The following is a 13340-nucleotide window of genomic DNA, read 5'->3' as shown; positions in this document are numbered from 1 at the left end:
GGGCATCGGCGGGGTGATGCAACAGTTCCGGCGGGTGCCGCGTCTCGGAGGCAGGAAAGGGGGCCATGTGTGAATGACGAGATCGAGCACTACGAGGTGTTCGTGGCGAGCCGGGCACCGGCGTTGCTTCGTTACGGCTACGTCCTGACCGGGAACCCGCACGATGCCGCCGACCTGATGCAGGAGGCACTCGTCCGCCTGCGTACGGCTTTGCATCGGGTCGCCAACAAGCGCGAACCCGAGGCTTTCGTCCGCACCACGATGGCCCGGCTGCACGTCAGCATCTGGCGACGGCGCCGCCGCGAGACGCTGGTCGCAACGATGCCCGAGGAGCCATACACCGACCACACGTTCGACCTAGCCGAACTTCGCGACGGCCTGTGGGACGCGTTGACCGCACTTCCGCGGCGACAGCGGGCGGTCCTGGTGCTGCGCTACTACGAGTGCCTCACCGATGAGGAGATCGCCGCGATCCTGAAGATCTCCCGCGGGACCGTCCGCAGTCAGGCAGCCCGCGCTTTGGAGAAGTTGCGGTCGCGCTTCCCGGAACCTGCCGAGCCGGCCGACGCTGGCGCAAAGGAGGGAAAGCTCCGATGACACGACGCATCGAACACGAACTGGTGACGACGCTGGAAAGCGCGGCAGGCCGGGCACCGAGACCTGAACCCGGGCTGCTCGACCAGCTGGAACGGCGGTACCGGCGCCGGAGGCAGCGGGGGCAGATTTTCCTCGCGACCGGGGCCGTCCTCGCGGTGGCGGGAGGTTCCGCGGCGTTGTTCGGCACGCCCGGGGCGTCCGGCGGGGACACGACTCTCACGCCCGCCGACCCGCCGGCCGACCCGCCCGCTGCCGGGTCCGGCACCGTGCGACGGGAGGCTCCGGCCGCCGAGCCCGTCGAGAAGGTCTGGCCCGCGGCCGTCCACGACGTCCCCGACCGCCTGGCCGACGGGCGGAAGTTCCGTCCTCAGACCATGGTCGACGACCGCACGGTCCTTGTCTCGGTCGACGCCGGCTTCGAGAACGTCGGCGAGCTGTGGTTGTACGACATCCAGGACCGGACCGCCCGCAAAGTGACAACCGTGCGTACGCCGAAGGACGCGACCATCTTCGCCTCGAACTTCACCATCGGCGAGGGACACGTCGTGTGGTGGATCGCCCATCCGGACATGGGCCTGCCCAGCGTCGAGCTGTGGGCTGCGCCCCTCGCGGGTGGCGAGGCGCATCTGGTCGGTCGCGTCCACGCCAAGGGCGGCGTGGAGGGTGACATCGCGATCACCGGTGGCAAGGTGATGTGGTCGCACTCCGGCGGCGGCGTCTACCAGGCTCCGTTGGCTGCCGGAGGAGAGGCAGAGTTGATCGAGGGGACCGACGACTTCGGCCTCGTGGACTGGCCGTGGGTCGGCAGTCCGGTCCGGTCGCGCGAGTCCTGGTCCGGCAGCATGCCGGACGAGATCACCTACCGGACGCTGCGCAACCTCCAGACCGGGGAGGAACGCATTGCCACCGAACGCGACGGTCTGTGGACCTGTCGGGTGCAGTGGTGTGTGGGCGCCACGGACGACGGCGGGGCGGTCCAGCGCCGCGACGGCACGGGCCGCCGCGAAGTCGGGAGCGTCATGACCTCGGTCACGTACGGCAACCAGCCGGCCCGGGATCGCTTCGTTCTCGCCGAGGACCGGTCCAGGTCCGTCATCTACGACATCAAGACCGGGAAGGCCGGCAGGGTCGCGGCCCTGGACGGTGGCGGTTTTCGGATGATGGGCGACGAGCGGCTCTACTACGTCGAGACAAAGGATGGTTACCAGCTGGTCGACATGGCGGCCATCGAAGCATCAGACCCCGCTCGCTAGGCACCTTCCGCCCTCGAACCCCTGTCCGAGAAGTCCGGGTGGCCCGAACAACCGAGTCGTTCGGGCCACCCGGCTTCTTTCTGCGTCCACGTACGCCTCGGGTGAGGTTCCCCCGGGTCGGTGTCCGCTGCCGGACCTCGTCGGAATTCAGGTCCGATGGTGGCACGGCCGGTGGTAGCTTCTGCGCGCCAGTGGGCGTACTTCCGGCCACCATCGCATCGTTCAGGAGCTCGGAGCCCCTGCCCTGCTCACGATGCGGCCAAGGACGGATGGCCTGCGCGGAATCTCCATTCGTTCCGAGGAGGTGTGCCGGATGAGAACGCACCTCGACCTCGACACCCAAAGCCGCGATGGCGGTGTGTCAGTGTCCAGGCGGGCGGTGTTGTTGGCCGGACTCGCGGCGGCGGGTTGTGGCCAGGCGGAACGGCCCACCATCAAGGTCATTCGCCACCAGAGTTCCACCGATCCCCAGACCCAGGCCCTACGCGAGATCCTCGACCGCCGGGTGAAAGCGCTGCGCAACGACGACGAGCGGACCTTCCTCGCCGACATCGACGATCGAAACCGCCGGCTGATCAGCGAGCAGAAGATGGTCTTCGCCAACCTGCGCCAGCTCGAGTTCACCCGGTTCGACTACGTTCTCGACCGGACATCGCATGCCGAGGAGGGCAGGCTGCTCCGCTTCGATCCGGTCATCCAGATCACCCAGCTCGTGACTGACGTCCAGACGGACGGGTTCGCGCCCGCCGAGACATTCCAGTACACGCTGGTCCCCCGGCACGACAAGCTCGCCATCGTCGAGATCAAGGGACTGGACGCCCACACGGCCGAGGAACTGGGGGTGAACGGACCGATGGCCGACGCGCCGTGGAACTACACGCCACTGCACATCATCCGGGCGGGCAAGGTCTGGATCGCGGGCGACGGCAGTGTCACCGACCTCGAACAGTACGCCGACGCAGCGAGAACACACCTCCGCGACATCGAGGCCATCTGGGGTGACCGTCTCACGTTTCCCGGACACATCCTGTTTCTCACGAAGAACACCCAGAACTTCAAGAACTGGTACAGCATCGGTGCCTACGACAACTTCGACCCGAGGGTCGAGGGCGCCCAGATTCCCTTGCAGGGCGTACGAAAGAACGGCGAAGCCTACAGCGGCCAGTACGCCGGTGCACGGATCGTCGTCAACCTGCGGGGCAGCGGGCCGTGGAGCGATCCCGAACTCGTGATGCGCCACGAGTTGGCGCACGCGGTCACGGCCCGCGCGACCAGCGTCGAGGCCGGCTTCGGCGGGCTCGTCACCGCGGCGCCGAGGTGGGCGATCGAGGGCTTCGCCCGATGGGTGGAGACGGTGGGCAGCCCGAGCAGAATGGCTGATCTGCGCTTCGTCGTACGCGTCGCGGTGTTGGACGGCCGGTTCTCCGGGAAGCCACCTGAGTCGGACGCGTTCTACGGCGAGAACGTCGCGTTCAACTACGACCTGGGCGCCTCGGTGTTCGCCTACGTCGACAAGGTGAAAGGACAGAACGCCGCGGTCGAGTTCTACGCGAGCGTCATCGAGCACGGCGAGATCGGCGGAGCCTCGTTGGTTGAGACCCCGACCTTCGACGGCATCTGCCGACGCGTGGTGGGCGTGCGAGGGCGGGCGTTCCTCCAGCGGTGGGCAGCGTTCGTACGCGGAGGAGCGATATGAGCGTGCCACGTGCCGTACTCCTCTCGTTGCTAGTCGCGATGTTCGCCTGCGCGGCCGGCGGGCTCGGCGGGTACACGGTGGCGAACGGCGACACTCCTGACTTCGGCCCCCTGCCGTGCAAGGGATCGGCGCACCTGTGCATACCCGAACTCGAGGCGGCGAGCGTGATTCGTACGTTGAGGACGCAGGGCCACGAGTGCCACCGGACCCTCGACAGGTGGAGCTGCGTGCTCCAGATCGGTGTCACGGAGTACGCCTTGTCGCTCCAGGTGATCGGAGGACAGGTCCACGGGTACTCGGCACGCGTCAGCACATCGGTCGACGGCCCGCCAGGCACGACATCCATCGCGTACCTGTCCTGGTTGGCGCAGCTGCCCTATGCGTATGACCCGGCGTTCGCGCAGCGGATCAGCACCTGGGTCGGCCGGCAGATCGAGAAGGGCGGCACGACGCACGCCGCCGTCGGCGGCTACGGCTACCGCGTGGATGCCGACGACGAGCAGGTCATCGACTTCGAGGTGAGAACGGTGGTGCCGCGATGACTCCGCAGGTCCCCGCCGAACAACGGCGCCCACTCGTCCCGCCGGGGCAGCCGTCTCCTTCGCAACCCCCCGCGTACCCGCACATGCCCGCTCACCCAGTCCGTCGACGCCGTTGGATGGCATTGGTCGTCTCGTGCGTGATCGCCCTTCTGATCGGTGCTTCTACTGGTGTGGCGGTCGGCCACCGGGTGGGTTCGAGGCCGGTGGGTCCGACCGGTCCACCCGCCGTCACGGCCGACTTTCCCGATGCCTCGCAACGGCACCTGCGCGGCGTTACGGTCTCCGGCCTGGCCGAGGACTGGCTCGCCGGAACGCGGTCATGGACGTGCGAGGTCTCCGACACCGGCACCGAGCCGTCCAGCGGTGCGTCGACACTCATGGGCTGCACGCCACGTGGCAAGGCCGCGCACGATCTCCGGGTCAACATCGAGTACGACGGCGAGGAACGGGTGCGGGCCGTGCACGGACTGTGCGTATACGGTCCAGGAGACCAGGCCTGCAAGCGGCTGTTCACTGATCTCGCGGGTGTCCTGCTGGCCGGAGACGACGGCCTTCGCACGCAGGCGGTCGACTGGGCCGGTACGCATGTCGACACCGACGACTCGACCGTGGTCGGGAATGTCCGGCTGATCGTCAGCCTGTCGCCGCACTATCTACGGGGTACGCCGGCCAGCTGATGCCGCATCAGGGAACCGGCGTCGCAGGCTGCCCTCGCCCGGTGGCGATGTGTCGCGCCGAGTGAGGTCACCAGGTCAGCGTCAGCGTCAGCGTCTCAGAGCGTCATCGGCGGACCGACCAGCTCGATGCCACACCTGGCGGCAATGCGCGCGAGCTCCTCGGAATCGATCGCGGCGTCGGTCAGCTCAGGCGGATGACCGACGCCCATGACGAACTCGTCGAATCCCGCGGGTGTGTGCAGCGAGAGGAGCCGCGCGTGGTCGCTGGTCACGAGGAAGGCGTGGTCGATCAGTTTCGGCAGCACCGCGGCCGAGCCCGCGCCGACGCTGAATTCCTCCCGGTCGACGCGCACACGCAGGGTGCCCTCGAGGACGAGGAAGGTCTCGGCGGCGTGGAGGTGACGGTGCACAGGGCTCGCGGAGCCCCGTGACATGGTGCTGTCGATGATGGCCAGTTCTCCAGCCGAGTGCTCGCCACCCAGCCGCACGCGCGCGACATGACCGAAGAATTCCACGGCGGCCTGTTCCTCGGGCGCGACGATGTACGGCTGCGTGATGCGTGAGGTTGGAGGTTGCTTCCTGCCGGTCACTGATATCTCTCCATGGTGCGTGGTGTCTCGTTCCTATGAGACAGGTGAACGTTATCTGAGTTCTGCCACGCCGACACACACACGGCGGCGGAGGAAAACCGTTGTACCGACGGAGCCCGCTGCTGCTAGCGTGCGAGGAAACCTCATCACCACCCTTCGGGAGAACGCGTCGATGTACTCGGGTAGTGCACTGGCGCGCTAGCTCACGGAAGCTTTGCTCAGAGCACCCGAAGCCATGTTCCAGCCGGGTTCGTACGCCTCGGCCGGTGTGGCTTCGGGTGCTTTTTCGTTCTCGAGCCGGACGCAGCCCACCCGAAACGCCCACCCCACACGCAGCTTTCCACGACCGAAAGGAGTCGTTGTGAGTTGGATACGCCTGGCTGATGTCAGCAAGAGCTTCGACGGGAACGTCGTCCTGCGCGAGGTCCATCTTCGCCTGAGCGAAGGCGACAAGATCGGACTCATCGGCCGCAACGGAGTCGGGAAGACGACGCTCCTCGATCTCGTTCTCGGCCGCGAAGAGGCTGATGCCGGCACTGTCGACATCACCGATGGCGTCACCATCGGATACTTCTCGCAGTTTTCCGAGCTCAGCGGAACGCAGACGATCGTGGAGGAGTTGGAGGGGTTGTTCGCGGACATCCATGCCGTCGAGAAGGAACTCACCGTTCTCGAGGTCTCCCTCGACGAAGCCTCCGACGAGCCCACGATGACCAGACTCCTGGCACGGCAGGCAGCACTCTTCGAGCAGATGGAGGCGCTCGACGGATGGACCTACCAGAACCGGATCGACACTGTTCTGACCACGCTGGGATTCAGCACCAGCCATCGCGACCTGCCGGTCGACCGGCTCTCCGGAGGCTGGCGGAACCGGGCTGCGCTCGCGCGAATTCTCCTGCAGGCGCCCGACGTCCTTCTCATGGACGAGCCGACCAACTACCTCGACCTGGAAGGTTTGCGTTGGTTGGAGTCCTGGTTCCAGGGGTTCCGAGGTGCCCTGATCGTCGTTTCGCACGACCGCCACTTCCTCGACGTGGTGGCCAATCGCATCGTGGAGATCGAGAACCATCACCTGCAGGAGTACGAAGGGACCTACACCGACTACGTACGCAAGAAGCAGATGCGGCTCAAGACGCTGGAGCGACAGTTCGTCCATGAAGAGGAGCTACTGGCCTACGAGCAGGAGGCGATCGCCGACCGGCGCGACGCCGCCAGGAACCCCACCCCGCACCTTCGACGACGACTGGCGAACATCAGGAAGGACGCCACACCGCGACCGGTCGACAACGTCATCACCAGCATCTACGACAACCTCTATGTCAGCAACGACCTCTGCCGCGTGGAGAACCTCACGAAGGCGTACGGACCCCATGTCGTCTTCGAGGACCTCTCCCTGGAGATCCACCGCGGCGACCGCTTCGCGATCACAGGTCCCAACGGCTGCGGGAAGACGACGCTCATCGACGTACTCGCGGGGGTGTCCCCACCTGACGCGGGTCGCGTCTGGTGGAGCAAGGGAACGCGATTCATCTACTACAACCAGATGCTGGCGGAGTTGGATCCGGACGACACCGTAAGCCACGCCGTCAATGCGCTGCCGGACAGCATGGCGTTTCACGCACCGCGCCGGAAGGTCAACCGCTTCCTCGCCCTCTTCCAGTTCTCGGAGATCGACCTTCAGCAGAAGATCCGCACGCTGTCGGGCGGGCAGCGGGCCAGGGTCGCCCTCGCACAGTGCCTGCTCTCGGGTGCTGCGGCGGTCATCCTCGACGAGCCCACCAACCATCTCGACCTCACCAGTACGCAGGTGATGGAAAGGGCACTCGTCCATTTCCCGGGCGCTGTCGTCGTGGTCAGCCACGACCGCTACTTCATCGAGAAGGTGGCCCATCGGCTGCTGGCATTCGAAGGTGACGGGAGGGTCCGCGAGCGGGCGAGCCTTCCATCCAGTTGACGGCACTTGACCGGTCCTCGTCCGTCCGCGCGACCTTGACGACCTTCGGGCTGGCTGCTAGAAGTACGACTGAGGTTCGGTCAGGACCGGAAGTCCGGAGCTCTGAGTTCTCGCCCTGCATCACCCCTCCATGCTCGAGATGAGTTGATCGGACGATGACACGAAGACGAGCCTCCGAGATGGACCGGCGCGCGCTCCTGAAGTGGACGAGCGGCACGCTCGTCGGGACCTATTTGGTGACCGGCTGCGACCTGCTGTCCACCGAGCCGACGAAGCGGGACGGAGAAGGCTCCGGCCGCGGTGAGGCCCAGGGCAAGGAAGCGCCCATGCTGGCGGAACTCGTCAAGGAGGGAAAGCTGCCACCTGTCACCGAACGTCTGCCCAGATCGCCGGCGGTCGTGTCACCGCTGGAGGGAGTCGGGCGCTACGGCGGCACGATCCGCATGGCCACGACACTCGCACCCTCATCTCGATTCATGATCGTGTCCCGTGAAGGCCTGGTGGAGTGGGCACCAGGACAGACGCAGGTGGAACCGGGGCTCGCGGAGTCGTGGGAGGTGAGTGAGGGTGGGAAGGTCTACACCTTCCACCTCCGCGAGGGCGCCCGGTGGTCAGACGGCAAGCCCTTCACCGCTGACGATGTGATGTTCTACTACGACGCGATCCTGTCCAACAAGGAACTCACGCCGGTGTTCCCGACGTGGCTCGCCGTCGGTGGCAAGCCGTGCACGATCAAGAAGGTCGACGACCACACGATCACGTTCAACTTCCCGGCGCCACACGGTCTTCTCCTGCGGCAGATGGCCTTCCGGGGCGCCTTCCAGGGGAGCATGCTGGCACCGAAGCACTACCTCAGCCAGTTCCACCCCGACTTCGTACCGAAGGACGAGCTGGAGGCGAAGGCGAAGGACGCCAAGTTCGACACCTGGGTCGACTACTTCGTCGACCGGAACAGCCCGGCCACCAATCCCGACCGTCCGGTCATGGCGCCGTGGAAGGTCGAGACCAAGAGCGGCAGCACATCGAGAGCGGTGGCCGAGCGCAATCCCTACTACTGGAAGGTCGACACCAGCGGCAACCAACTGCCGTACGTCGATCGCCTCGTCGAGGAACTGCTGGATCCAGAGGTCATCACGCTTCGGGCGATCAACGGCGACCTCGACCTGCAGTTCGAAAGCGTCCCCATCGGTGACATGCCCTTGCTGGCGGAGTCGGCGGACAAGGGCGGCTACCGGGTGTTGCGGTGGGCAAGTGACGCGCCATGGATCGCGATGTACATGAACCAGAGCACCAAGGATCCGGCGCTCCGCGCACTGATGCAGAACATCGACTTCCGCGCCGGACTGTCCCACGCCCTCAACCGGGACGAGCTCAACAAGATCCTCTACGGCGGCGCTGGCGGTACGCGGCAACCGTGCGCCGTTCCTCAGGACGACTACTTCGTCGAGGGTACGGGCGAGCGGTTCACCGAGTACGACGTGGACAAGGCAAACGCCCTGCTCGACAAGGCCGGACTGGAAGCACGGGACGGCCAGGGTTTCCGCCTCCGGCCCGACGGCGAGACCCTCGAGCTTCTCATCACCACCTTCACCTACGAGTACGGTGGATCGGCCAACGCCACCGACGCGTACGAACTCGTCAAGCAGCACTGGCGAGAGGTGGGGATCAAGGCGCAGTTCGAGAGGATCGACCGGACCCTGTGGTCAGAGCGTGTCACGGGAAACCTGGTGGATATCCCTGGCTACACGGTTGCGGGAATCCTGTGGGACGTCGACCCGGTGTGGTACGTGCCTACCTCGGCCTTCACCTACTGGGCTCCCGCCTACGGTCAGTGGTACGAGACCGGTGGTGAGGCGGGAGTGGAGCCACCGGAACAGTTCCGTGAGCTGCAGCGGTTGTACGACCAGATGGTGACAGAGATCGACGACGAGGCACGCAAGGAGCTTGGTCGACAGATCCTTGCCGCGCACGACGAGAATGTGTGGATGATCGGCACCGTGTCCACGCCGTTCACGCCACTGATCGTCAATGCCGACCTGATGAACGTCCGCGAAGAAGCGGTCCTCAGCTATCGACTCCAGTTCACCGCGACGACCGGGATGGAGCAGCTGGCGTACCGGAATCCTCAGGAGACGAGTTGAACGCCCACGTCCTACGTGGGACGTCCGTCGGCCCATCGTGCTGGGAGCCGATGGACCAGACGCTCGGCGCGGTGTCACCCGGAGTTCGGTGATCGCTCACCCTGCGGCGACTCCTGAGGGTCGGGTGGGCGAGGCAGTTCGCTCGCGGCCTTCACATAGGGCAACTTTCCCGCCTGGAGGAGGCTCTCGTGATCCTCGATGTGTTCGATGACCTCGGTGAGCCGGGTACACGCCCGCTCGATGTCGAGCCGTGCGCGATCGCGCTGACTGATCACCACCGCGAAGAACAACCCGCCGAGCACCAACGAACCGTTGAGGAGTTGCAGCTCGACCATCCGGCGCATCACGTCGTCGCCGGCGAACGGGCCGACACCGCGCGTCGCCGCGTCGACCACCACGACGGCAATGATGAACGTGCACGGCGTGACCGCTATCAGCTGGTACCGCAAAGCCGCCCACGCGATGATGGGGAACGCCAGAAAGAACAGGCCGACTTCACGAAGCTCGACAAAAGGAACGACAAAGGAGACTGCGGCCAACAACCCGATCTCTGCCCAGGCGCGCCACCCCATGGTTCGAAGCTGAGGAAATCTGCGCAGGGAGAAGAGCAGCGGTGCGGCGGCCAGGACGCCGATGACGTCGCCGGTCCAGAAGATGAGCAGGGTCGGCCCGAAGAGGCGCTCCGGAATCTGGTCGGTCAGCAGAAGGATGGTAGGACCGAAGAATGCGTTCACCAACGTCGCCACAAAAGCACCGAGAACGACCAGTGCGACAGCGTCTTTGAACCGGTCCAGCTCTGGTCGGAAGCCCACCCACCGCAGCAGTAGGCAGCCGCACAAGGGTCCGAGCGTGTCCCCCACCGAGGCTCCCACTGCCGGAACGATCGTCGGTGCCAGCGCGAGCTCGAGCGGCAGGGAGCCGAGCATGATTCCGGGAGCGACGCGTAACCCAAACACCATCAATGCAACGAGAGCGACACCCGAAGCCGGCCAGAACGGACTCATGTTTCCGATCGATGAGCCCATCATCCCGAGTCTGGTGGCACCGTGATAGGCAACAGCGACGCCGACAATCTGCGCGGCGACGGTGAGGTAAGCCCGAATTCGGGGGTCACTTGCCCAGGTCATATAAAAAATCCGGCCTTGCCGCCGTTCCAGACGCCTTTTCCGACGGCTAAGGTGCGCTGAGTTCAAGCCGGAACTCGTCTGGGCCAAAGTTACGCAGTCACCTACCGCTCTGCCAAGTCCTGGGGTATCGCAGAAGCGTTCGACGCCCCGTCGCTGCGGCCCTCGGCGGTCACTGCTGGTCGGGTGCGTTCGCGAGTAGGACGTCGAGGAGTCCGACGGCGCCCGCCTTGTCGAGTGGATGGTTGCCGTTACCGCACTTCGGTGACTGTACGCATGCGGGGCACCCGTCGTCGCATCCGCAGCCGGCGATGGCGGCACGGGTCGCCCCCAGCCACTCGTGCGCCGCCCCGAACCCGCGTTCGGCAAAGCCCGCACCGCCCGGATGCCCGTCGTACACGAACACCGTCGGCCGTCCCGTGTCGGCGTGACGTCCGGTGGAGACGCCGCCGATGTCCCAACGGTCACAGGTCGCGAACAGGGGGAGCAGGCCGATGGACGCGTGCTCCGCGGCATGGGCAGCGCCTGGAATGTCCGCCTCGGTGAGCCCGGCAGCGGTCAGCAGGTGGTCAGGGAGCGTCCACCAGACCGCGCGGGTCCGCAGGGTGCGCGGCGGCAGCGTCAGCGGATGCTCACCCAGCGGCTCGCCGGAGAGCGAGATCTTGAGGTAGGACACGACCTGGCTCGTGACCTCGACCGATCCGAGTTCCAGCGACGCCTCACCCCAGTCCACCCGCCGGTCGCTCGCCAGCACCCGCACGTCGCTGGTCTCGCGGACGACCGTGGAGTGGTCGTGATCGCTGCCCGCAGCCGAAACGACGGCGACACCGGCGTCGAGGTCCAGACGATCGACGACGTAGGTGTCGCCCTGGTGGACATAGACGGCGCCGTCGTGCACCGCGGCGTGCGAGGCGGCGGCGTCGACCGTGCCCAGCAGCCGGCCGGTCGACGCCTCGATCAGCCTGACCTGGAGCCCGCCGCCCGACCGGATGTCGGTGAGGTCGCTTGCGCGGTCACGGAGGACCCAGAACCAACCGGACGCCCGCCGCCGGAGCTTGCCCTCCGCCTCGAGGGCTGCCAACGCCTCCGAAGCCGCCGGCCCGAACCGCTTCAGATCCGCGTCCGTCACGGGCAGTTCGGCGGCCGCGGCCGCCAGGTGCGGTCGTACGACGTAAGGATTGTCCGGATCGAAGACTGTCGCCTCCACAGGCGGGCCGAACAATGCCTCGGGGTGCCGTACGAGATAGGCGTCCAGCGGATCGTTCCGCGGGATGAAGACGGCGAGTGCGCCGTGCCCGTCACGCCCGGCGCGACCGGCTCGCTGCCAGACGGCGGCCCTGGTCCCTGGATAGCCGGCGAGGAGCACGGCGTCGAGCCCCGCGATGTCGATGCCCAGCTCCAACGCGCTCGTCGTCGCGACCGCGAGCAGGCTGCCGTCCTGCAGTGCGCGTTCGAGCTCGCGGCGTTCCTCGGGGAGGTAACCGCCACGGTAGGCCGCGACCCTGCTCTCCAGCGCGGGGTCGAGCTTGGAAAGGTGTTCCCGGGCCAGGGTCGAGACCAGCTCGGCACCCCGCCGGGAGCGTACGAACGCCACCGACCGCACACCGTCGGCGACCAGAAGGGCCAGCAGGTCGGCGGCCTCGGACGTCGCGCTCCGGCGCAGCGGCATCCCGTGCTCACCCCGCAGGGAGGTGACCGGCGGCTCCCACAGCGCGAACGACAGCCCGCCGTGCGGCGAGCCGTCCTCCGTCACCTCCGCCGTCGGGCGCCCGATCAGTCGTTCGGCCGACTCGGCGGGCGCACGCACCGTCGCCGACGCCAGCACGAAGACGGGATCGGCGCCGTGATGTTCGAGGATCCGCTGGAGTCGCCGCAGCACCTGGGCGACGTGGGAGCCGAACACGCCGCGGTAGTGGTGGCACTCGTCGATCACGACGTAGGCAAGCGAGCCGAAGAACCGTGCCCACCGCTCGTGCCCCGGTAGCAACGAACGGTGCAGCATGTCGGGGTTGGTCAGGAGGTACGCCGCGTGGTTGCGAGCCCAGTCGCGGTAGTCCCGCGAGCTGTCGCCGTCGTAGGTCACGGCCGGCAGGTCCGGCCCGCCGAGCGCGGTCACGGCCCGGAGCTGGTCGGCGGCGAGGGCCTTGGTCGGTGCGAGGTACAGAGCGGTACGCCCGCGGCCGGGGCCGGCGCGGCGTCCGTTCGGCTCGTCGATCCTGAACATGCCGGCGATGTCGAAGTCCAGGGTGAGCTGGCCCGGCAGCGGCTCCCGGGGCCGGCGTGACACCCGCCGTCTTCCGCCTCGACCGGCACGTGCCTGCGGGGTGAGCACGTCGGCGAGCAGGGGCAGGAGGTAGCCGAGCGACTTGCCCGACGCCGTGCCGGTCGCGACGACGACATCTCGACCCGCCCGCATCGACTCGGCGGTCTCGACCTGGTGGGTCCAAGGGCGCTCGATCCCCCGCGCCCTGAGCCGGCGTACGACCTCGCGGGGCACCCAGTCCGGCCACGGCGCCGTCCGTCCGGGGCGGCCTGGTGTCGACTCTACGTGCACGATCCGCTCCGCCCGGTCGCCCGCCGCCGCCAGCCGGGACAGGACGCGGAGCGGATCCGGGCGGGCCACGCCACCGGCCGTCGGACCGGCGGCCGACGGGGGAAGCTCGCTCGTGGACATGCCGTTCAGTGTCACACCTCGGACCCCCGGACCTCACCGACGAGCCCGGCCTCGACATCAGAACACCCCGTGGCGACCATGCTCGCCACGGG

Annotated in this window: 10 protein-coding genes; 7 read left to right on the top strand and 3 right to left on the bottom strand. The window is 67.1% G+C overall.

Annotation, left to right across the window (positions count from 1 at the left end):
* The first annotated feature begins 69 nt into the window (after positions 1-69).
* From ABNF93_RS27705 to ABNF93_RS27685, 5 genes are all read left to right on the top strand, one after another.
* The gene (locus ABNF93_RS27705; RefSeq protein WP_349331143.1) at positions 70-597 is read left to right on the top strand and encodes a SigE family RNA polymerase sigma factor; all 528 of its coding nucleotides are present in this window, start codon (positions 70-72) and stop codon (positions 595-597) included.
* Positions 594-1850: a hypothetical protein gene (locus ABNF93_RS27700; RefSeq protein ID WP_349331142.1), complete on the top strand. Its 1257-nt coding sequence runs from the start codon at positions 594-596 to the stop codon at positions 1848-1850. The genes ABNF93_RS27705 and ABNF93_RS27700 overlap by 4 nt, the downstream gene beginning before the upstream one ends.
* 313 nt (positions 1851-2163) lie before the next feature.
* Entirely contained in the window at positions 2164-3546 is a 1383-nt protein-coding gene (locus ABNF93_RS27695; protein WP_349331141.1) for a hypothetical protein, read from the top strand.
* Positions 3543-4088, top strand: a complete 546-nt coding sequence (locus ABNF93_RS27690; RefSeq protein ID WP_349331140.1) for a hypothetical protein — start codon at positions 3543-3545, stop codon at positions 4086-4088. The genes ABNF93_RS27695 and ABNF93_RS27690 overlap by 4 nt, the downstream gene beginning before the upstream one ends.
* A gap of 137 nt (positions 4089-4225) precedes the next feature.
* Positions 4226-4765 carry a hypothetical protein gene (locus ABNF93_RS27685; RefSeq protein ID WP_349331139.1) on the top strand — a complete coding sequence of 180 codons (540 nt, stop codon included), beginning with the start codon at positions 4226-4228 and terminating at the stop codon, positions 4763-4765.
* A gap of 95 nt (positions 4766-4860) precedes the next feature.
* On the opposite strand, the gene ABNF93_RS27680 is transcribed toward ABNF93_RS27685, so the two are convergent.
* On the bottom strand, positions 4861-5355 hold the full coding sequence (locus tag ABNF93_RS27680) for a cupin domain-containing protein (RefSeq protein ID WP_349331138.1): 495 nt from the start codon (positions 5353-5355) through the stop codon (positions 4861-4863).
* Positions 5356-5716: 361 nt separating this feature from the next.
* On the opposite strand from ABNF93_RS27680, the gene ABNF93_RS27675 reads away from it, so the two are divergent.
* Positions 5717-7309, top strand: coding sequence for an ABC-F family ATP-binding cassette domain-containing protein (locus tag ABNF93_RS27675; protein WP_349331137.1), 1593 nt, complete (start codon positions 5717-5719; stop codon positions 7307-7309).
* A 155-nt stretch (positions 7310-7464) separates the two neighbouring features.
* Positions 7465-9450, top strand: a complete 1986-nt coding sequence (locus tag ABNF93_RS27670; RefSeq protein ID WP_349331136.1) for an ABC transporter substrate-binding protein — start codon at positions 7465-7467, stop codon at positions 9448-9450.
* Between the two features lie 74 nt (positions 9451-9524).
* On the opposite strand, the gene ABNF93_RS27665 is transcribed toward ABNF93_RS27670, so the two are convergent.
* Both ABNF93_RS27665 and ABNF93_RS27660 read right to left on the bottom strand, forming a co-directional pair.
* Entirely contained in the window at positions 9525-10643 is a 1119-nt protein-coding gene (locus ABNF93_RS27665) for an MASE1 domain-containing protein (protein WP_349331135.1), read from the bottom strand.
* A gap of 103 nt (positions 10644-10746) precedes the next feature.
* Positions 10747-13248 (bottom strand): DEAD/DEAH box helicase, encoded by a 2502-nt coding sequence (locus ABNF93_RS27660; protein ID WP_349331134.1) that lies wholly within the window; start codon positions 13246-13248, stop codon positions 10747-10749.
* Positions 13249-13340 lie beyond the last annotated feature (92 nt).

Source organism: Actinopolymorpha sp. B9G3 (assembly GCF_040120725.1).
In the GTDB taxonomy this organism is placed as follows: Bacteria; Actinomycetota; Actinomycetes; order Propionibacteriales; family Actinopolymorphaceae; genus Thermasporomyces.
The sequence above is the reverse complement of the archived record's forward strand: the minus strand, read 5'-3'. Positions and strand labels throughout refer to the sequence as shown.

Coding starts and splice junctions, on each gene's coding strand:
- ABNF93_RS27700 (WP_349331142.1), top strand. CDS start 594: ATGACACGACGCATCGAACACGAACTGGTGACGACGCTGGAAAGCGCG.
- ABNF93_RS27695 (WP_349331141.1), top strand. CDS start 2,164: ATGAGAACGCACCTCGACCTCGACACCCAAAGCCGCGATGGCGGTGTG.
- ABNF93_RS27690 (WP_349331140.1), top strand. CDS start 3,543: ATGAGCGTGCCACGTGCCGTACTCCTCTCGTTGCTAGTCGCGATGTTC.
- ABNF93_RS27670 (WP_349331136.1), top strand. CDS start 7,465: ATGACACGAAGACGAGCCTCCGAGATGGACCGGCGCGCGCTCCTGAAG.
- ABNF93_RS27660 (WP_349331134.1), bottom strand. CDS start 13,248: ATGTCCACGAGCGAGCTTCCCCCGTCGGCCGCCGGTCCGACGGCCGGT.